The organism is Aquitalea sp. FJL05, assembly GCF_003852595.1.
Lineage (GTDB): Bacteria > Pseudomonadota > Gammaproteobacteria > Burkholderiales > Chromobacteriaceae > Aquitalea > Aquitalea aquatilis.
In genome coordinates, this window is record NZ_QAJS01000005.1 from 211,960 (window position 1) to 231,652 (window position 19,693).

Annotated in this window: 18 protein-coding genes; 8 read left to right on the forward strand and 10 right to left on the reverse strand. The window is 60.6% G+C overall.

Features of this window, described 5'->3' with window-relative positions; translation table 11 throughout:
- Positions 1 to 255 (reverse strand): hypothetical protein (locus tag DBR44_RS19710; RefSeq protein ID WP_233578356.1); only part of this gene is annotated, 255 nt, incomplete at its 3' end.
- Here DBR44_RS19710 and DBR44_RS04425 point away from each other — a divergent pair.
- A complete protein-coding gene (locus tag DBR44_RS04425) occupies positions 254 to 2,212 on the forward strand; it encodes a methyl-accepting chemotaxis protein (RefSeq protein WP_124642423.1) in 1,959 nt (652 codons plus the stop codon). The two genes, DBR44_RS19710 and DBR44_RS04425, sit on opposite strands and share 2 nt — an antisense overlap.
- Here DBR44_RS04425 and DBR44_RS04430 read toward each other — a convergent pair whose 3' ends face one another.
- The 4 genes from DBR44_RS04430 to DBR44_RS04445 all read right to left on the reverse strand — a co-directional run bounded on the left by DBR44_RS04430 (position 2,213) and on the right by DBR44_RS04445 (position 6,439).
- The gene (locus tag DBR44_RS04430; RefSeq protein WP_124642426.1) at positions 2,213 to 2,482 is read right to left on the reverse strand and encodes a hypothetical protein; all 270 of its coding nucleotides are present in this window, start codon (positions 2,480 to 2,482) and stop codon (positions 2,213 to 2,215) included.
- A 139-nt stretch (positions 2,483 to 2,621) separates the two neighbouring features.
- The gene (gene betA / locus DBR44_RS04435; protein WP_124642428.1) at positions 2,622 to 4,337 is read right to left on the reverse strand and encodes a choline dehydrogenase; all 1,716 of its coding nucleotides are present in this window, start codon (positions 4,335 to 4,337) and stop codon (positions 2,622 to 2,624) included.
- Positions 4,338 to 4,538: 201 nt separating this feature from the next.
- Positions 4,539 to 6,047 (reverse strand): betaine-aldehyde dehydrogenase, encoded by a 1,509-nt coding sequence (gene betB, locus DBR44_RS04440; protein WP_233578358.1) that lies wholly within the window; start codon positions 6,045 to 6,047, stop codon positions 4,539 to 4,541.
- A 32-nt stretch (positions 6,048 to 6,079) separates the two neighbouring features.
- The gene (locus DBR44_RS04445) at positions 6,080 to 6,439 is read right to left on the reverse strand and encodes a hypothetical protein (RefSeq protein ID WP_124642430.1); all 360 of its coding nucleotides are present in this window, start codon (positions 6,437 to 6,439) and stop codon (positions 6,080 to 6,082) included.
- A 905-nt stretch (positions 6,440 to 7,344) separates the two neighbouring features.
- Between DBR44_RS04445 and DBR44_RS04450 the strand changes: the two genes are divergently transcribed.
- On the forward strand, positions 7,345 to 7,677 hold the full coding sequence (locus tag DBR44_RS04450; RefSeq protein ID WP_124642432.1) for a hypothetical protein: 333 nt from the start codon (positions 7,345 to 7,347) through the stop codon (positions 7,675 to 7,677).
- Positions 7,678 to 7,805: 128 nt separating this feature from the next.
- Here the strand turns inward: DBR44_RS04450 and DBR44_RS04455 are convergent, their stop codons facing one another.
- From DBR44_RS04455 to purU, 4 genes are all read right to left on the reverse strand, one after another.
- The gene (locus DBR44_RS04455) at positions 7,806 to 8,303 is read right to left on the reverse strand and encodes a hypothetical protein (RefSeq protein ID WP_124642434.1); all 498 of its coding nucleotides are present in this window, start codon (positions 8,301 to 8,303) and stop codon (positions 7,806 to 7,808) included.
- Complete coding sequence (locus DBR44_RS04460; protein WP_124642436.1) at positions 8,303 to 8,617, reverse strand: hypothetical protein; 315 nt, start codon at positions 8,615 to 8,617, stop codon at positions 8,303 to 8,305. Before DBR44_RS04460 ends, DBR44_RS04455 begins: the two co-directional genes overlap by 1 nt.
- Before the next feature lie 715 nt (positions 8,618 to 9,332).
- Positions 9,333 to 9,809 (reverse strand): peptidylprolyl isomerase, encoded by a 477-nt coding sequence (locus tag DBR44_RS04465; protein ID WP_124642438.1) that lies wholly within the window; start codon positions 9,807 to 9,809, stop codon positions 9,333 to 9,335.
- A 126-nt stretch (positions 9,810 to 9,935) separates the two neighbouring features.
- Positions 9,936 to 10,802, reverse strand: a complete 867-nt coding sequence (gene purU / locus DBR44_RS04470; protein ID WP_124642440.1) for a formyltetrahydrofolate deformylase — start codon at positions 10,800 to 10,802, stop codon at positions 9,936 to 9,938.
- Positions 10,803 to 11,029: 227 nt separating this feature from the next.
- Between purU and DBR44_RS04475 the strand changes: the two genes are divergently transcribed.
- From DBR44_RS04475 to DBR44_RS04500, 6 genes are all read left to right on the forward strand, one after another.
- On the forward strand, positions 11,030 to 12,283 hold the full coding sequence (locus DBR44_RS04475) for a sarcosine oxidase subunit beta family protein (RefSeq protein ID WP_124642442.1): 1,254 nt from the start codon (positions 11,030 to 11,032) through the stop codon (positions 12,281 to 12,283).
- A 10-nt stretch (positions 12,284 to 12,293) separates the two neighbouring features.
- A complete protein-coding gene (locus DBR44_RS04480) occupies positions 12,294 to 12,587 on the forward strand; it encodes a sarcosine oxidase subunit delta (protein WP_103525425.1) in 294 nt (97 codons plus the stop codon).
- Positions 12,584 to 15,601: a sarcosine oxidase subunit alpha family protein gene (locus DBR44_RS04485; protein WP_124642444.1), complete on the forward strand. Its 3,018-nt coding sequence runs from the start codon at positions 12,584 to 12,586 to the stop codon at positions 15,599 to 15,601. Before DBR44_RS04480 ends, DBR44_RS04485 begins: the two co-directional genes overlap by 4 nt.
- Before the next feature lie 19 nt (positions 15,602 to 15,620).
- Complete coding sequence (locus DBR44_RS04490) at positions 15,621 to 16,277, forward strand: sarcosine oxidase subunit gamma (RefSeq protein ID WP_233578360.1); 657 nt, start codon at positions 15,621 to 15,623, stop codon at positions 16,275 to 16,277.
- 106 nt (positions 16,278 to 16,383) lie between these two features.
- Positions 16,384 to 17,361, forward strand: a complete 978-nt coding sequence (locus DBR44_RS04495; protein WP_370449624.1) for a dipeptidase — start codon at positions 16,384 to 16,386, stop codon at positions 17,359 to 17,361.
- Between the two features lie 205 nt (positions 17,362 to 17,566).
- The gene (locus tag DBR44_RS04500) at positions 17,567 to 18,412 is read left to right on the forward strand and encodes a glycine betaine ABC transporter substrate-binding protein (protein ID WP_124642450.1); all 846 of its coding nucleotides are present in this window, start codon (positions 17,567 to 17,569) and stop codon (positions 18,410 to 18,412) included.
- 34 nt (positions 18,413 to 18,446) lie between these two features.
- On the opposite strand, the gene DBR44_RS04505 is transcribed toward DBR44_RS04500, so the two are convergent.
- Positions 18,447 to 19,586, reverse strand: coding sequence for an alpha/beta fold hydrolase (locus DBR44_RS04505; protein ID WP_124642453.1), 1,140 nt, complete (start codon positions 19,584 to 19,586; stop codon positions 18,447 to 18,449).
- Positions 19,587 to 19,693: the final 107 nt, after the last annotated feature.

The following is a 19,693-nucleotide window of genomic DNA, read 5'->3' on the forward strand; positions in this document are numbered from 1 at the left end:
GCGCCGCTCAACATCCGCCCCGCAGGGCAGGCCCGACCAGCTTGCCACTGCTGCGTTGTCGGATTTGCGCTTGGGGCCACCAAGCGCTGCACCCTCCGCCTTGCATTGACAAGCTTTCAGGACCTGCGCCGCAGAAAACATCGTGTTAACAGGCCCTAGACAGGGTGGGGCAGAAATTTTCTGCCTATAAATGAAGGGCTTGCCCAGCAGATAAAAGACACAGGGCAAGGCCAATATTCCAGAGGAGTTGTCCATGTTCCGTCTTGTCGCGCGCTGGATGCAGCGTTTGAGTTACCCCACGCGCTTTGCCGTGATCGGGGCTGTCTTTGCCATCGCACTGGTTTATCTCACCTATGGCCTGTACCGCAGCAATCAGGACAATGTCGATTTCTCCAGCAAGGAAGTGATCGGCGTGCAGTACCTGAAGCCGGCGATGAACCTGCTGCTGGCTTTGCAGCAGGAACAGGCACAGCGGGCCGCTGCTGGCGACAAGGCCGCGCTTTCTGCCGGACTGGAGACACAATGGAGCACGCTGCAGCAGACGCATCAGGCGCTCAATGGCCAACTGGGACTGGATAAGAGCTGGGCTGCGCTGGAGGGCGCGTGGCAAAAACTGAAAGGTGCGCCGGAACTGGCCAATTACCAGGCGGCAGCGGGCAGCTTGCTGGAGCTGATCAGCATGGCCAGCGATCAGTCCAATCTGACACTGGACCCGGATATCGATACTTTTTATCTGATGGATGCGGTAACGGTGCAATGGCCCAACTGGCTGAACCGCAGCACCCAGGCTAACGCCCTGTTACTGGCAGCCAGGGGGCAGCCGCTGACGGCTACTGCGCGGGATCAGGCGGTCGGCCTGTCACCTCTGATTCGCGACAGCCTGCAAAACCTGCAACACGACCTGTCCAAGGCCGTGGCCTATAACGCCGGGGTCAAAACCGGCTTTGCCGGTGCAGATGAGAAGCTGGCGGCCCAGTCGGCCCTCAATGCCGCCGCACTGGACAAGGCGATTGCCGGCCAGGCCCAGGCCGGCACTGCCTTGCAGGCGGCCTCGCTGGATGCCGCCAATCACTTTCAGCAGGCCGCCTTGCAGCAACTGGGCAGCCTGCTGGACGCCCGTATCCAGCGCATACAATGGCAGCGCGATGTTTATCTGGCTTGCGCCGCTTTTGCCTTCTTGCTGTCTACTTATCTGTTTATCGCACTGTATCTGTCAATTACCGCCCAACTGGGGGGCGAGCCGTTTTATGTGCAGAGTGTGGTGGAGCAGATTGCCACCGGTCGGCTGGATACGCGTATCGACCTGCAAGGCAAGGACGATTCCAGCTTGCTGGCCGCCATCCGGCAAATGCGCAACCAGCTGCGCGAGACGGTGCAGCAATTGGTGCAGACTTCCTTGCAACTGGATGGCGCGGCTCGCCACGTGGCGGATGGTGCCAGTCAGGTCGCCCATAGCAGCGACCGTCAGTCCGAAGCGGCTTCCAGCATGGCCGCGGCAGTGGAGGAGTTGAGCACCAGCCTGGCGGTGAGTGCCGAGCGTTCGGTTGAGGCGCATGAGCTGTCGCGTAGCGCGGTGCAGGAGTCTGGCTCCGGTGCCTCGGTGATCCAGGGCGCGGGGCGCAGCATGGATAGCATCGTGCGCGAAATCTCCACCGTGTCCGACACCATCCAGAGCCTGAGCAAGCAGTCCGAGTCCATTGTCAGCATTGTCGATGTGATTCGCGACGTGGCCGATCAGACCAATCTGCTGGCGCTCAATGCGGCCATCGAGGCGGCGCGTGCCGGTGAGCAAGGGCGTGGCTTTGCCGTGGTGGCTGATGAAGTGCGCAAGCTGGCCGAGCGTACCGCGCAGTCCACCAGGGAAATTGCCGGCATCGTGCAGCAGATTCAGGGTACGGCACGGCATGCCGCCGGCAGCATGCATGCCGGCATGCAAACCGTGCAAAGCGGCCAGCAACATGCCAGCGATGCCGGCTCGGCCATCATCACCATCCAGCAGCAGGTCGACCAGGTGCAACTGGTGGTGGCCGATATCCAGATGGCCTTGAGCGAACAGAGCAATACCAGTCAGGTGCTGGCAAAAAATGTGGAGCAGGTGGCGCAGATGTCGGAAGAAAACAGCCGGGCGATGAAGGGGACGGCTGAGACGGTGGGGCAGTTGCAAAGTTTGTCGGAACAGCTTAGTGCGCTGGCGGGACGCTTTACCGTGTAATCAGGCGGCAGTGCAACAAGGCAAAGGCCGCTGGAAAGCGGCCTTTTTCATGGGGAGGTGGCAAGAAAAACTGCCGGGTTCATCGTCTTCCCGGCGGGATTCTGCCGTTTGCAGGGCGGTGTGTTGTTTGGTCCAGTCCAGCTCATCCAGTTCGGCCAGCATGGCCTGACGGGCGTTCTGGCGCAGGCCGGAACGGCTGTTGCGGTGGGCTCCCCCCTTTTTCAGCAAGGGTGAGCAGGCGTAGGGATTACGCGGCTTCACGGTGTGCATTTTCTTCTCCATGCATGCGGCTGCGGCGCAGCTGCTGCAAGGCATTGTAGAAAGCGCAGCGCCACAGTCAAGCTGCAGCGACTGTAGCGTGTGGGATGGTCTGGGCAAACCACGCGCTTGCCCTGCCTGCGACCCTGGCTCAGTGCGCCGGTGTGGCGGCTGTGCTGGGCCAGGGGAAATCCGCCGTCCCCATCAGCCGCACCGGCTGTTTGCCCGCAGTGAAATAGGCGGCTTGCGAGCGCAGCAAAGGCCTGCGGCCACGAATGGCATCGGCCAGCTTTTCCGCCATCATGATCACCGGTGCATTGAGATTGCCGGTGGTGACACGCGGCATGATGGAGGCATCCACCACGCGCAAGCCGTCCACGCCGTGCACCAGCCCGTCCCGGTCCACCACTGCCATGTCGTCATAGCCCATCTTGCAGGTGCAGGAGGGGTGCAGTGCGGTTTCGGCATGTTCACGGATGAAGGCGTCGATTTCGGCATCGCTTTGTATCTTCATGCCGGGTTTGATTTCTTCGCCACGGAATTCATCAAAGGCCTGCTGGGCGATGATCTCGCGTGTCAGCCGCACACCGGCGCGGAATTCCTGCCAGTCCACCGCATGCGCCATGTAGTTGAACTGCAGCAGCGGTTTGACGCGCGGGTCGCGGCTGGCCAGCCGCACGAAACCGGTGCTGGGCGAGCGCATGGAGCCGACATGGCACTGGAAGCCGTGTGCCTTCACCGGATTGCTGCCGTCGTAATTCATCGCCAGCGGAATGAAATGGTATTGCAGGTTGGGCCAGGCAAACTCGGTACTGCTGCGGATGAAGCCACCGGCTTCGAAATGGTTGGTTGCGCCCAGGCCGGTACCGTTCAGATACCACTCCAGGCCGATGGGCGGCTTGTTCCACCACTGCAGCGCCGGGTAAATGGAAACCGGCTTGGTGCAGTGGTATTGCAGATACATTTCCAGATGGTCTTGCAGGTTTTCGCCCACGCCGGGCAGGTGTACCACGCTGCTGATGCCGTGCTGCTTGAGCTGATCGGCATGGCCCACACCGGAGCGCTGCAACAGCTGCGGGCTGGCAATCGCGCCGTTGCAGACGATGACTTCGCGCCGTGCTTCGGCCTGTTGCAGGCTGCCGCCCTGCAGATAACTCACGCCCACCGCGCGGTTGCCGGCAAACTGGATCTGGTCGGCCAGCGCACGGGTTTTCACCGTGAGATTGGCGCGCGTGCGCGCCTGATCCAGATAGGCCAGCGAGGTGCTGCAGCGGCGACCGGAGGGGGTGGTGGTACGGTCCATCGGCCCGAAACCTTCCTGACGGTAGCCGTTGAGGTCATCGGTGCGCGGGTAGCCGGCCTGCTCGCCAGCCGCGATAAAGGCGTGGTACAGCGGATTGTTGTCCGCGCGCGGGGTGGTGACATGCAGCGGGCCGTCATCACCATGGAAATCGTTCGCCCCCTTGTCGTAGCTTTCTGCCTTGCGAAAATAGGGCAGGCAGTCCAGATAGCTCCAGTTTTCCAGCCCGCTGTTTTCCGCCCAGCCGTCGAAGTCCAGCGCATTGCCACGGATGTACACCATGCCGTTGATCAAGGACGAGCCGCCCAGCCCCATGCCCCGGCCCTGGGTCATGATGCGATTGCCCATATGCGGTTCCGGCAATGTGGTGTAGGCCCAGTTATAGGTGGTGCCCTGCAGCGGATAGGCCAGCGCCGCCGGCATCTGGGTGCGCCAGTCCAGCCGCCAGTCCGGGCCGCCGGCTTCCAGCAGCAGCACGCTGACATCGGCATCTTCGGTGAGGCGGGCAGCCAGCACACAACCGGCAGAACCGGCCCCGACGATGATGTAATCGAACTGTTGCGACATGGGTGCTCCTTGCGACGGATGGTTCAGACAAGACAAGGGCAGGCCGTGAGGTCTGCCGTTATCGTGTGGATGACAGGGTGAGCCGCTTGGCGCGGCTGACAAAATAAGGCAGAGCCCCTGGTGCAAGGCGCGCCGACGCAGACAGTACAAGCAGTACGGCAAGGCGGCGCAACGCTGCAACAGGGGTTCTGTTGGCAGCGCTCAGGCGTAAGGACTGGCCACCCCGGTCAGCTCCACATACACGCTCTTGCGCTGGGTGTAGCAGTCGATGGCGGTGAGGCTGTTTTCATAGCCCAGGCCCGATTCCTTGTAGCCACCGAAGGGCATTTCAATCGGCGTGATGTTGTAGTTGTTGATCCAGCACACCCCGGCCTGCAGCTTGGCCACCACGCGGTGGGCGCGCGCCAGGTCGCGGGTGAACACCCCCGCCGCCAGCCCCAGCCGGGTGGCATTGGCCCGCTGGATGACTTCGGCCTCGTCGTCGAATACCAGTACCGACATCACCGGGCCAAAGATTTCCTCGCTGACAATACGCATATCGTCGCGGCACTGGTCGAAAATCGTCGGGGCGATGAACCAGCCGGCTTCACAACCCGGCACGATCACGCGCTGGCCACCGGCGGCCAGCACCGCGCCTTCAGACTGGCCGATGTCGATGTACTTGAGCACGCTTTGTGCATGGCTGGGCGATACCTGCGCGCCGACTTGGGTGTCCGGGTGCATCGGGTCGCCAATCTTCAACAGCGCGGTGCGCTCCTTCAGCCGCTGCATGAAGGCGGCGTGGATGCTGCGCGCCACGAACACGCGAGTGCCGTTGGTGCAGATTTCGCCCTGGGTGTAGAAGTTGGCCAGCATGGCGGCGGACACTGCCTGTTCGATGTCGGCATCGTCAAAGATGATCAGCGGCGACTTGCCACCCAGCTCCATGGTGACGCGCTTGAGCGTGCTGGCCGCGTCTTTCATGATGGCCTTGCCGGTATCCACCGAGCCGGTGATCGACACCTTGGCCACCCGCTCGTCGGCAATCAGCTGCCGCGCTACCGCCGAGCTGCCCTGGATCACGTTGAACACGCCATCCGGCACGCCGGCTTCGCTGTAGATTTCCGCCAGCAAGGCAGCGCTCATCGGCGTCATGCCCGACGGCTTGTAGATCATGGCATTGCCACAGGCAAGCGCCGGGGCGGATTTCCAGCAGGCGATCTGGATGGGATAGTTCCACGCACCAATGCCCAGGCACACGCCCAGCGGCTCGCGCCGGGTGTAGGCAAATGCCCCCTTGAGCTGGAAATGCTCACCGTGAATACCAGCAGCCATGCCGGCGAAGTATTCGATGCAGTCCGCACCGGACAGCACATCGACGGCTTCGGCCTCCTGAATCGGCTTGCCGTTATCGCGTACTTCCAGCTCGGCCAGCTCACGGTTGCGCGCACGCAAAATGCCCACGGCCTTGTTCATGATGCGGCCACGCTCGGCCCCGGTCATTTCGCTCCACACGGCAAAGCCGGCTTCGGCGCTCTTGACCGCCTGTTCGGCCTCGGCCGCGCCAGCCTGCTGTACCTGGCACAGCAGGGTGCCGGTGGCCGGGTTGAAGTTGTCGGCGAGCGGCAGCGCTGGATTATCCAGGTAGCGGCCGCCGATATAGCTTTTCAGGATGCCATCTTGCACGGTGTCTTCCTTGTGTTCTGGGTAGGCGATTGCCGATGATGGCATTGATTTAGCCATCAAGCAGTGCTGGCTGCGTGTCAAAAGCCGACACGGGGGCGGATTGTGGCGACATGGGGGAGGGTGGTGGCCTGCTGCTGGTTGCTTGATGCTGGTGGGTAGAGATCCGCTGCGCGGGTGATGGTTTTGGGTGCCGCTTCCGCGCGGCGGCCGGGAAGGAGGGATTGCCTGGCCAATCCCTCCTTCACCTCCCAGGCCACCCCGGCAAGCATGGCCTGCGGCTGCCCGCCAGATACCGACCGGAGCGAGGCGCGCCTGAACTCGCGATTTGCTAACGTCAAATCGCTCAAACAGGGCAGGCGCTTAAGACCTCGCCCCGGCCACCTGTCGGCATGCTTGATGGGGCCCATGGGTGGCATCGGTGCGGTGGTTTCTTTCATGGTCACTGGTGTCATCTGGTTTATCCAATATTTCCCGCTAATTTCTCTGATTTTTCTTATTAAAACCTTTACGGACAGTAACCGGTCCCGTCTGCGCGAGCCGCCCCAGACGTGCCGCACAGGGTGTTAAGCGGTCGGCTGTCCGCAGCGGCGCGACGTTAGCGCGCCGCAAGTTCCGGCCGCGCCCTGGGCGGCATGGCTGTGGCGGGAATTCGACGCGCTGCGGGTCGCCTTTTCTTTGGGTCCTTGCTTTTGACGAAGTGACGAAGCAAAAGAAAGGGCCTCGCGGGCGGGGCGAGACCCGCGAAGTTGATTTTGCAGTTGGTTTTAAGCTGGTGTGCATCGGGTGTGAATCGCTGCGCGGATGATGATTTACATGCCGCTTCCGCGCGGCAAACGGGAAGGAGGGATTGCCTGGCCAATCCCTCCTTCACCTCCAAGGCCACCCCGGCAAGCATGGCCTGTGGCTGCCCTCCGGGACCCGACCGGTGCGAGGCGCGCCTGAACTCGCGATTTGCTAACGTCAAATCGCTCAGACAGGGCAGGCGCTTAAGACCTCGCCCCGGTCACCCGTCAGTATGCTTGACGGGGCCCATGGGTGGCATCGGTTCGGCAGGAAAGGCCGTGGGATGTGGTGACTTCGTATGGCAAAGCCAATATGGGAAATGGAATTTCTGGTTTCGACCCAGAGCTGCCACTTGCCCTTTGTGGCTTTGTAATCTTTAACCCCTTCCCAAAACCACAAAAGACCGTTCAGTACCTGCGTGGGGATCCAGCAGATTGCCATACGGACGTTAGCGTGGGAATTACTTGTAAAATATGAAAATGAGGTGTGAAATGTCTAACGGCAATACTAATTGTTATGCGACCCACTACTCGCATAACCACTACTAAAGGTGGTTAAGATGCGGCTGACAGAAGATCAATCATTGAAATTGTTGCTATGTTTGGCAGCAGCTCAAGTTGGGTTTTCTATCTTTGCAGCCTATTATTGTGGTAAAGCTCAACTTTATTGCGCACCCAAGAGTAATGACTGCCAGCAGGTGGCTGGATATTTTATCAATAATGACAAATATCATTTCTTTTCTGTTTTGTGGCGTAGCACGATTGTTGTGTCTTTGTTGTCAGCGATCGTAAGTCATTCAAGTTATAGATTTTTCTTCATTTTTGGCGTACCTCTTGCCTTACCTGTTTATGAGTTCATTCCATTCATACTGGCAATTATGAGTGGATTTTAGGCCGGTGAATAAATAAACTGGATGCGCCACCCAATGTATAACGTCTTGGTGAGTGGCTGGTTTCGACCCTTTGCGGACATTAACGCAAAGGGCGTGAGGCTATATAACAGAAGCAAGCCTTTAAGGACTCACTCCAAATGCTCCCACTCAGAATATACGTTCAAAACTGGCTTATATGAAGATGTGAGCGGGTCAAAATATTCTTTCAAATCATCACTTTCAACCAATTGGCGGATTTCGACTTTATAAGTCTTTTTGAATCGCACCTTGTCAACTTTTCCGTCGGCATATTTTGAACAGGCAGAGTCATAATAGTTAATTAAGGTCTGTGTAGCAGCATTGAGACTTTTTCGATAAAGTCCAAGCAATTCAGATTCCTCTTCGGATATTTTATTGAGCTTTTCCTTTGAGACAAAAGGAGCCATTGTCATTGATATATCATTAATTTTTGTTTTGGCATTTTCTATAGACTGACTTATTTCCAACTCAACAATGCCATGCTGCAGATTCAGGTTTTCTTGCGCAATCTGGTTGGTTTTCTGGCTAGAGGATTTCGCAAAAATCACAGCCCCAATAGAGACAAGCAGGCTCAGAGTCGCTATTACATCACTAGTGCTAATTTGCATTACCCAACTCGCTTTTTCATGGCACTAATAACATCGAGTATGTCGCTATTGTCTGATGCCGTGGTGCTTTTTCTAATTGAGTCATATGTTAAAGACTCATTGATACTTTCTAAACCGGGCGTGCGCCTAACAAGCCTCTCAAGCTCATCTAGTATCTTTATCTTGGTGTTGCGATCTATTGGATTTCTAGAACTTGAAAATACCAACTTATTAAGATCAGAGTATATTTTTTCAAGTTCAGCTTTTGGGTTTGGCGATTTTACCAATCGCTCAAAGTATTGCTGCGCTCTTTCTTTTGTGCCCATTGATGCCACGGCGACACTCCTTTATTGATGTTTACATAACGTAAAGCAGGCACCACTAGTACCATGAAATTTTAAAACGTCAACTGTCGTTAAGTGCCCAGAAGCAGGACGCCAAAATCAGACAGAAACCTGTATTTACAAGGCAGAGTTTACATTTTACGGATGGAATAAAAACAAATAAAATTATATGCTGAATAGAAGATTACACCAAGTAAGCCGCAAGTGGAATGACCGCTTCTGGCCGACAGCAGTCATGCTAACACGTTGACATAATTCCTTGGCCTGAGTCCGGCACCCCGCCTCATCACTATTCGCTACCGCAAGCATCGCCCTGGCGAAACCCATTCCCGTCAGCGCAAGCCGCGGTGGATGTGTTGTCCGTGTCCTTGCACGTCGTCCAGCTATCTCTCCGCTCATACCCGCGCAGCAAGGGAAACCTCCTCGACGGCGGGGCAAGTCCCGAGAGTTGTCTTTGTCTTTGATTTTTATGCGGTGTTCGAAGGATTGGCGCTGGAGGGAGTCCGCGCTCGCGGATGATGATGCGCCTTGCCGCTGCGGCGTATGGCAAGGAGGGGGGCGGTGTGGTGGGAAGTCGACGGATTGCCGCATGGTGGCCGACTATGCGGCATCGTGTTCAGTCAGCGCACTATCCTGTCTGCCGCGGCGTGGCATAAACAAAGCCCTCCCGTAGCGGGAGGGCTTTGACAGTCAGGCAAGGGAAAAATCAGTGCTGATGCCCGTGCTCGCCATGTACATGCTGGTGAGCAATTTCCTCGGCAGTGGCCGCCCGTACATTCAGCACGGTGATGGCAAAGCGCAGGGTCTTGCCGCACAGCGGGTGGTTGCCGTCCAGCAACACGGTGGGGCCTTTGATCTTGGTGACAAAGTAGTAGCGCGGCTCGCCATCCGGGCCGACGCGCTGGATCTGGCCGCCTACCTTGATGCCGGGCGGGAAGTCGGCCTTGGGCATGGTGGTGACCAGGGCTTCGTCGCGCTCGCCGAAGGTGTCTTCGGTGGCTAGCTCCAGTGCGGTTTGAAAGCCGGCTTCCTGGCCTTCCAGTGCGGCTTCCAGCTTGGCGAACAGATTGTCGTAATCGCCGTGCAGGTAGGAGACGGGGTGCTTGCCATCGTCGTAAACCTGGCCTTGGCTGTCGGTCACTTTCATGCGCAGGGTGACGGCGCTGTTTTCGGTGATTTTCATGGTGGGCAATGGCTCATAAATTGGGCCGGGAAGGTTGGCAGTTCAGCGCCTGGGTGTCAACTTGCCGGCAGGCATGCCGGTGCAGCCCTGCCTGCGCCACCGGCTCATGTCTTGCCACGGCTGCACCTAGCGCAACACCACCGTGCGGTTGTCATTCAGGAACACGCGCCGTTCCAGGTGGTAGCGCACGGCGCGGGCTAGTGCCTGGCATTCCATGTCGCGGCCGGTGGCCTGCAGGTCTTCCGCGGTGCAGGCATGGTCTACCCGGTCTACCACCTGCTCGATGATGGGGCCTTCGTCCAGATCGTCGGTAATGTAATGCGCGGTGGCGCCAATCAGCTTGACCCCGCGTTCGTGGGCCTGCCAATAGGGCCGCGCACCCTTGAAACCGGGCAGGAAGGAGTGGTGGATGTTGATGGCGCGCCCCGCCAGCAGGGCGCTGGTTTCGCTGGATAGCACTTGCATGTAGCGCGCCAGAATCACCAGCTCGGAGCCGGTTTCCTTGATCAGTGCCAGCACGGCTGCTTCCTGCTCGGCCTTGTTGGCCGGGCTGACCGGCAGGTGGTGAAAGGGCAGGCCGTAGGCCTCGGCAATCGGGGCCAGCTCGCGGTGGTTGGACACAATGGCGGTAACGGTCATTTCCAGGTCGCCCATTTTCTGCCGGTACAGCAGGTCGTTCAGGCAGTGGTCCAGCTTGGACACCATGATCATCACCCGCGCCCGTTCGCGGCGGTCGTGCAGCTGCCAGCGCAAATCCTGATAGTGCTGGTTCATTTCGGCCATGCCCGCCGCCAGCCGCGACTGGTCGAAACTTTCCGCTTGCGGGTGGAATACGCAGCGCACGAAAAAGCGCTGGCTGCTGGGGTCGTCGAATACCGCCAGCTCGTCGATATAACAGCCCTGTGTCTCCAGCAGGGCGGAGAAGCGGGCCACCTGGCCGGAGGCGCTGTGGCAGGTAAAGCTCAAGACATAAGACGGGGTGGTGGCAATCATGGCTGGTCTTCCCTTGTAGTACAGGCGTGTTGCCTGCGGTGTGTGCGCTAACCCTAAGGCCTGTCTTGCCGCTGTGCTGGCTTGCAAGCGCCGGATTTGCGTCGATTTCAGACATGGTGTGCGGTGTCGGCTGTGGGCAAGTGCTTGTCCTTTTCAGCCAAACGGGGCGTGGGCTGCGCCGGGAGAATGAGCCTTGTCCGAATACATCCACCCCGCTGGAGCCGCAGATGGCAAACCGATACTCCCTGTGGAGCCTGATCAAGAACGGGCTCAAGCATCAAGAAAGCTGGCAGCCGGCCTGGAAGAGCCCGCAGCCGAAGAAAAATTACGACGTGATCATCGTCGGCGGTGGTGGCCATGGCCTGGCCACGGCCTACTATCTGGCCAAGGAGCATGGCATCAAGAATGTGGCCGTGCTGGAAAAAGGCTATCTGGGCGGCGGCAATACCGCGCGCAACACCACCATCATCCGTTCCAATTATCTGTGGGACGAGGCGGCGCACTTGTATGAACACGGCCTGAAGTTGTGGGAAGGCCTGTCGCAGGATCTCAACTTCAACGTGATGTTCAGCCAGCGCGGCGTGATGAACGTCGGCCACACCCTGCAGGACATGCGCGACATCGAACGCCGCGCCAATGCCAACCTGCTCAATGGCGTGGATGCGGTGGTGATGACGCCGCAGGAAATCAAGGACATGGTGCCGCTGATCGACATCAGCAACCGTGCGCGCTACCCCATCATGGGGGCCAGCTTCCAGCCGCGTGGCGGTGTCGCGCGCCATGACGCCGTGGCCTGGGGCTTTGCCCGTGGCGCGTCCGAACTGGGCGTGGACATCATCGAGCAGTGCGAAGTCACCGGCCTGATCATCGAAGGTGGGCGCATCAAGGGCGTAAATACCAGCCGTGGCGACATCATGGCCGACCGCGTCGGCTGTGTGGCTGCGGGTAATTCCTCGGTGCTGGCCAAGATGGCCGGGCTGCGCCTGCCGCTGGAAAGCCACCCGCTACAGGCTTTTGTGTCGGAATCGATGAAGCCCTGCATCGACACCGTAGTGATGTCCAATGCGGTGCACGGCTATGTCAGCCAGTCCGACAAGGGCGAGCTGGTGATCGGTGCCGGTATCGACAGCTATCTGGGCTATGGCCAGCGCGGCAGCCCGCATGTGATCGAGCACACCGCCGCCGCCATCATCGAGATGTTCCCGTCCTTCTCACGCGTGCGCATGAACCGCCAGTGGGGCGGCATTGTGGACGTGTCGCCGGATGCTTGTCCCATCATCAGCAAGACCCGCATCCAGGGCCTGTATTTCAACTGTGGCTGGGGTACCGGCGGCTTCAAGGCCACGCCGGGTTCGGGCAATGTGTTTGCCCACACCATCGCCCATGACGATCCGCACCCGCTGAACCGGGCCTTCTCGCTGGACCGTTTTGCCACCGGACATCTGATCGACGAGCACGGCGCAGCTGCCGTGGCTCACTAGGGAGAGGCTTATGTTGGTGATTACCTGCCCGTACTGCCAAGAGGCGCGGGAAGAAGAAGAGTTCAGCTATGCCGGCGAAGCCTATATCGCCCGCCCGGCTGTGCCGGAAGAGGCCGACGATGCCACCTGGGGTGACTATGTATTCCACCGCAAGAACCCGCGTGGCTGGCACTGGGAGCAATGGCAGCATGTCGCCGGCTGTCGCAAGGTGTTCGCAGTCAAGCGTCATACCGTCACGTATGAAATTGCCGGTTCCTGGACACTGGCCGACGGCAAGGCACTGTATCTGAAGGAGCAAGCATGAGCGGCTACCGCATCCACCGCCCGGGCGAGCGTATCAATCGCCAGAAACCGGTCAGCTTCCAGTTTGACAATGTGCAGTACCGGGCATTTTCCGGCGATACCCTGGCCTCGGCGCTGCTGGCCAATGGCGTGCGCCTGATCGGCCGCAGCTTCAAATACGGCCGGCCGCGCGGCATTGTCGGCTTTGGTGCCGAAGAACCCAATGCGCTGATCCAGCTGGAAACCGGCGCGCACACCGTGCCCGACCTCAAGGCTACCCAGGTTGAGCTATACCAGGGCCTGCTGGCGGGCAGCACCACCGGCTACCCCTCGCTGGATTTCGATCTCAAGGGCCTGCTGGGCAAGTTTGGCCGCTTCATGCCGCCGGGCTTCTACTACAAGACCTTCATGGAGCCGGTGAAAGCCTGGCCCATCTACGAAAAATACATCCGCAAGGCGGCAGGTTACGGCCATGCCCCGGTCTTGCCCGATCCGGAAAGCTACGACCACCTGCACCATCATATTGATGTGCTGGTGGTGGGCGGCGGTGCTGCCGGTCTGTGGGCCGCCACGCTGGCGGGCCGTGCCGGGCTGAAAACCCTGCTGGTGGACGAGCAGGCGGAAATGGGCGGCTGGCTGCTCACCGAACGCCGCAGCCGCATCGATGGCCTGTCCGGCATGGACTGGGTGGGCCAGCGTCTGGCCGAGCTGGCCAGCCTGCCCAATGTCAGCGTGCTGCCGCGCACCACCGCCTTTGCCCTGCATGATCTGAATCTGGTGCAGGCGGTGGAGCTGTTGCAAGACCACCTGCCGCTGACCGAGCGCAATGCCGCGCTGCCGCGCCAGCGTCTGCACAAGATCCGCGCCCATCAGGTGATTCTGGCCAGTGGCGCCATCGAACGCCCGCTGGTGTTTGGTTACAACGATGTACCCGGCGTGATGACGGTAGCGGCAGGTCATAGCTATCTGAATCGCTACGGTGTGGCGGTGGGGCGCGAAGTGCTGGTGCAAACCCAGAACGATGCCGCCTACGAAGCCGCGCTGGACCTGGCGCTGTCCGGCGTCAAGGTGACGCTGGCCGATGCCCGTCACAGCGGCGCAGCAGCATGGCGGCAGCAGGCACTGAAGAGTGCTTGTGTCGAGCTGCTGCTGGGCCATGGCATTGCCAAGGTGCTGGGCGACAAGAGCGTCAGCGGCGCGCAGCTGGTGAAGCTGGATGGCCGCAACAATCAGGTGATTGGCTCCGGCCCGCGCCTGAATGTGGATACCGTGCTGTCCTCCGGCGGCCTCACCTCCACCGTGCATCTGTTCTGCCACAACGGTGGCCGACCGGTGTGGAATCAGCAGCAGCTGTCTTTTGTCTGCCCGGATGAAGGTCGCGACAATATCGCCTGCGTCGGTGCCATTACCGGCCGCTGGGAATTGTCCGAGGCACTGGGCCAGACCCACGCCGCCGTGGCTGCACTATTGCTGGGCAAGGGCCGTGGCAGCAGCGGCAATGCCCCGGCGGTGGCCAATGAAGAAGTGGCCGCGCCGCGTGCCATCTTCCGCCTGCCGGATGGTAAGCCGGAAGGCCACGGTGCCAAGGCTTTTGTCGATTACCAGAATGATGTGGCGGCTGCCGACATCCACACGGCCATTCGTGAAAACTACCGCTCCATCGAACACGTCAAGCGCTATACCGCGCTGGGCTTTGGTACGGATCAGGGCAAGCTGTCCAATATCAACGGCTTTGCCATTGCCGCCGAAGCGCTGGGCAAACCCATCGCCGAAGTGGGCACCACCACCTATCGGCCGTCCTACACCCCGGTGACCTTTGGCGCACTGGCCGGCCCGCATGTGGGCGAAACCTTCGATGTGCGCCGCTATACCGCCATGCATGCCAGCCATGATGCGCGCAAGGCCGAGTACGAAGTGGTGGGCCAGTGGCTGCGCCCCTGGTACTTCCCCAAGCCGGGCGAGGACCTGCACGCCGCAGTGAACCGCGAATGCCTGGCCACCCGTAATAGTGTCGGCGTGATGGATGCCTCCACCCTGGGCAAGATCGACGTCAAGGGCCCGGACGCACGTGAATTCCTCAACCGTATCTACAGCAATGCCTGGAGCAAGCTCGATCCCGGCAAGTGCCGCTACGGCCTGATGCTGGACGAAAACGGCATGGTGATGGACGACGGCGTGACTGCCTGCCTGGCCGACGACCACTTCCACATGACCACCACCACTGGCGGCGCGGCACGTGTCTACAGCTGGCTGGAGCGCTGGCACCAGACCGAATGGCCGGAGCTGAAAGTGCGCTTCACCACCACCACCGACCACTGGGCCACCGTGGCCGTGGTGGGGCCGAACAGCCGCCAGGTGCTGCAAAAGCTGTGTAGCGACATCGACTTCGCCAAGGACGCTTTCAAGTTCATGGATGGCCGCACTGGCACCGTGGCCGGCCTGCCGGCACGGGTGTTCCGCATCAGCTTCTCCGGTGAGCTGGCTTATGAAATCAACGTCGATGCCAACTATGGCCGCTACATGTGGGAAGAGGTGATGAAGGCGGGTGCCGAGTTCGACATCACCCCCTACGGCACCGAAACCATGCACGTACTGCGGGCGGAGAAGGGCTTCATCATCGTCGGTCAGGACACCGACGGTTCGATGAGCCCGAACGATCTGGCCATGAGCTGGGCGGTGGGCATGAAAAAGCCGTTCAGCTTCCTCGGCAAGCGTTCGCTGCTGCGCTCGCACACCGCCGGTGATGGCCGCAAGCAGCTGGTGGGCCTGCTGCCGCTGGACCCGCAAGTGGTGCTGGCCGAAGGCGCACAGATTCTCAGCAATACCGATGACACGGTGCCGGCAGCCATGCAGGGCCATGTCACTTCCAGTTATCACAGTGCCTTCCTCGGCCGCTCCATTGCCATGGCCGTACTGAAGGATGGCAGCAAGCGCGAGGGCGACACCGTGTTCGTCTGGGCGCATGGCAAGAGTGTGCCGGCGCAGGTGGTGTCGTCGGTGTTCGTGGACAAGGAAGGGGTGCGTCAACATGCCTGAGCAAGGTTTCCAACCATTCATGGAGTCGCCGCTCCAACACTTCAAGCTGGCTGCCGAGGCGCAACCGCGCCGTGCCGATGGCCGCATCTGGTGTAACGAACTGCCGCACCTGGGCTATGCCGTGCTGCGTGGCGATACCGCCGAGGCCGGCTTTGCCCAACTGGTGCAGCAAGTCACCGGCCTGGCGCTGCCCTTGCGGGCCGGTGCCATCAGCCAGGGCCCGCAAGGCGTGCTGCTGTGGACCTCGCCGGACGAATGGCTGCTGGTCAGCCACCGTCAGCGCCTGGCCGACTGGACTGCGCAGCTGGATGCCGGCTTTGCCGCGCAACAGCTGTTTGCCCAGACGGTGGACTCCAGCGGCGGCCTGACCCTGGCCTGGCTGGGGGGGGGCGAGCACATCACCGTGCTGCGCCACCTGGGGGTGTATGACTTCGAATCCATCCCGCTGGGGCATATGGTCAGCACCGTGCTGGGCAAGGCCACCGTGCAGATACTGCGGCTGGATGACGACGGCGTGTTTGTGCTGTTCCGCCGCAGCTTTGCCGACTACGTGTGGCGCTTGCTGCGCCGCGCCGCCCAGCCTTACGGCTTTGCCGTGTGTCAGCTGGAAGCCCGGGGCGAGCATCCGCTGTTTGCCCAGTTGGCCACGCCCCGGCCCAGCCTGATTCTGGCCTGAGCCCAGGCCAGCGGTCGTCCTTGCCGACGGCTGCTGGTCACCCTTTACTGGCGGCGCGCCGGGTGGTCCGGCACCGCAACTGGTTCAACCATTGCTGTTGGGGAGTATGTGTATGACAACGCTACATCAGGACGCGCTGGTGATTGACGGGCTGATCATTGCCAAATGGAGCCGCGAGGTGTTCGACGACATGCGCCGTGGCGGCCTGTCGGCGGCCAACTGTACCGTGTCGGTCTGGGAAGGTTTCCAGGACACGGTGGGCAATATCGCCGAGATGAAAAAGCAGATTCGCGATTACAGCGACATCCTTACCCTGGTGCGGACCACCGACGATGTGCGTCGTGCCAAGGCCGAGGGCAAGACCGGCATCATCCTGGGTTTCCAGAATGCCCACGCCTTTGAGGACAACCTGGGTTATATCGAAGCCTTTGCCGACATGGGCGTGCGCGTGGTGCAGCTGTGCTACAACACGCAAAACCTGGTGGGCACCGGCTGCTACGAGCGCGATGGCGGGCTGTCCGGCTTTGGCCGCGAAGTGATTGCCGAGATGAACCGGGTGGGCATCATGGTCGACCTGTCGCATGTCGGCGGCAACACCTCGCGCGAGGCCATTCTGGAATCGAAAAAACCGGTGTGCTACTCGCATTGCCTGCCGTCCGGCCTGAAAGAGCACCCGCGCAACAAGAGCGATGAAGAACTGCGCTTCATTGCCGATCACGGCGGCTTCATCGGCGTCACCATGTTCCCGCCCTTCCTCAAGCGCGGCATCGAGGCCACGGTGGACGACTATGTCGAAGCCATGGATTACATCATCAATCTGGTGGGTGAAGACTGCGTGGGCTACGGCACCGACTTCACCCAGGGCTACGACAAGGGCTTCTTCGACTGGATCACCCACGACAAGGGCCGTCATCGCCGTCTGACCAACTTTGGCACCATTCTTAATCCGGAAGGCATCCGCACCATAGGCGAAACGCCCAATCTGACCGCCGCCATGGAAAAAGCCGGCTGGTCCGAAGGCAAGATCCGCAAGGTGCTGGGTGAAAACTGGCTGCGGGTATTTGCGGATGTCTGGGGGCGTTAGAGCTTGAGCGGGGTCGCAAGGCCCCGCTTTTTTTCGTCCGCCGGCCTCCCCTTGCCGCACCGCATCAGCACGCCATCACAAGAACCCTGGTCGCAAACATACCGGGCATGCAGTCGCAACAACAGGAGCCCGCCATGCGGCCATCGGCTGCGGCAGCCCTGTGCAGTTCATCCTTGATTCATCCTTTCTATCTGTGGAGAACGCAATGCTGAAACGCCATTTTCTTGCCCTGCTGCTGACCAGCCTGGTATTGCCCGTCTGTAGTCAGGCGGCCGACAAGCCCACCATCAAGATCGGTTACGTGGAAGGCTGGTCCGATAGCGTGGCCACCACCAATGTGGCTGCCAACATCATCCGCAACAAGCTGGGTTACCCGGTGGAAATCGTGCCGGTGGCCGCCGGCATCATGTGGCAGGGCGTGGCACGGGGTGATCTGGACGCCACCCTGTCCGCCTGGCTGCCCACCACGCACGAGGCCTATTACACCCAGTTCAAGGATAAGGTGGTGGATGTGGCAGTGAACTATCCGGGGGCCAAGATCGGCCTGATCGTGCCGGATTATGTCGCCGCCCATTCCATTGCCGACCTCAATGCCAACAAGGCGGCATTTCAGGGCCGTATTGTCGGCATCGATGCCGGTGCCGGCGTGATGAAGAAAACCGAAGAAGCCATCAAGAAATACCAGCTGGACTACACCCTGCTGCCCAGCTCCGGTACTGGCATGGCCGCCGAACTGGCCCGCTCCATCAATAGCAAGAAGTCGATTGCCGTCACCGGCTGGATTCCGCACTGGATGTTTGCCAAATGGAAGCTGCGCTTCCTGGATGACCCGCAGAAAGTCTATGGCGACGCCGAGCATGTCGACAGCGTGATCCACCCCGGCCTGGGCACCAAGGCCCCGGAAGTGGTGGCCTTCCTGAAGAAATTCCGCTGGAAGCCGGAGGAGATCGGCAAGGTGATGCTGGATGTGGAAAACGGTGCCAAGCCGGCAGCCGCCGCCGATGGCTGGGTCAAGGCCAATCCGGCCAAGGTAAACGAGTGGACGCATTGATACTGCGTTGATGGCGGACAGCCGGCGCTGCCGGCTAGCCGCTGTCGAAATTGGTGAGCAACTGGCTGCCAGGCTGGGTGAAATGTTCACCGCCATGGCCATGCGGTGCCAGCTGCTCTGGCGCACGGGACAGCGCTGCGCGCTGTTCCAGCCAGTTGGCCAGCAAGGGCCAGATTTCGGTTTTGGCATTCTTGGAGAGCAACAGCCGGTCGTGGCTGTAGTCTTCCAGAAAGCCGTGCGCGAGGTCGCACAGCACAAAGCGCTGATCCTGGCTGGCAAAGCTTTCCAGCAACTGCCGGCAACCGTCAGCAGGCGAAATGAAGCGATCCCCACCCCCAGCCAGCGCCAGCACCGGCAGGCTTTGTTGTCCCAGTGCGGCCAGATAGTCGAAGCCATCAGCACTGCGTATTTCACCCCGCAGATTCCAGCGGCACCATTGCCGCAACAACAGGCTGCTTTCTGCCTCGCTGGCCACCGTGGCCCAGCGCGGTGATATCTGTTGCCGCAAGGGCAGCAGCATGGACATCAGCCGTATCTGCCATTGCGGCCACCATGGCCGCTTCGTGCTGCTGCACTGTGTCGCCAGCAAGAGCAGCCCGGCCAGCCGCTTGCAGTCTGCCCCCTGGCGCGCCAGCCACAGGCTGGCAATCAGCCCGCCGCCGGAATGCCCCAGCCAGAATGGCCGTTGCGCGCCGCATTCTTCCTCTACTGCCCGCAGGATGGCGACAACGTCTTGCCCGGCAATCGTTTCAAAATTGTAGGGGTGACGTGGCATGGCGCTGCTGCCGTGGCCGCGCCAGTCAAACAGCCAGCACTGCCAGCCGCGTGCTGCCAGATGACGGGCCAGCGGGGTACAACTGCGCTGATTGGAAAAAGTGCCGTGCGACAGGATGAGCGGCGGGCCGTCACGGTCGCCTATCCTGCTGATGAACAAGCGGGTGCCGTCGTCGGTAATGGTATGCATGGGCTGGACCAGGTAGTAGGGGTGGGCAAAGAGCCGGCCAGGCCGGGCTGGTTCATGACCGTTGAATATGCACGGATTGATAACCAGCTTGGACTGGCCGAATTTGCAGGGCTTGGGCCGGCGCTGCCAGCGCGCCAGTTCAGTGGGCGTGCGGCGCTGACGCCGGCTCAGTGCAGTCGCCAGACCGCTCAGGATGGCGGCACCAGCCATTTGGCAGGGCTGGCCTGGCACTTGCAGGCGGTGGCTACGGTCGTGGCTTGTCCGGGAGCGACCGGCTGGTCGGTATGGGGCAAATACCTGTCGTGCCCGCTGCACCG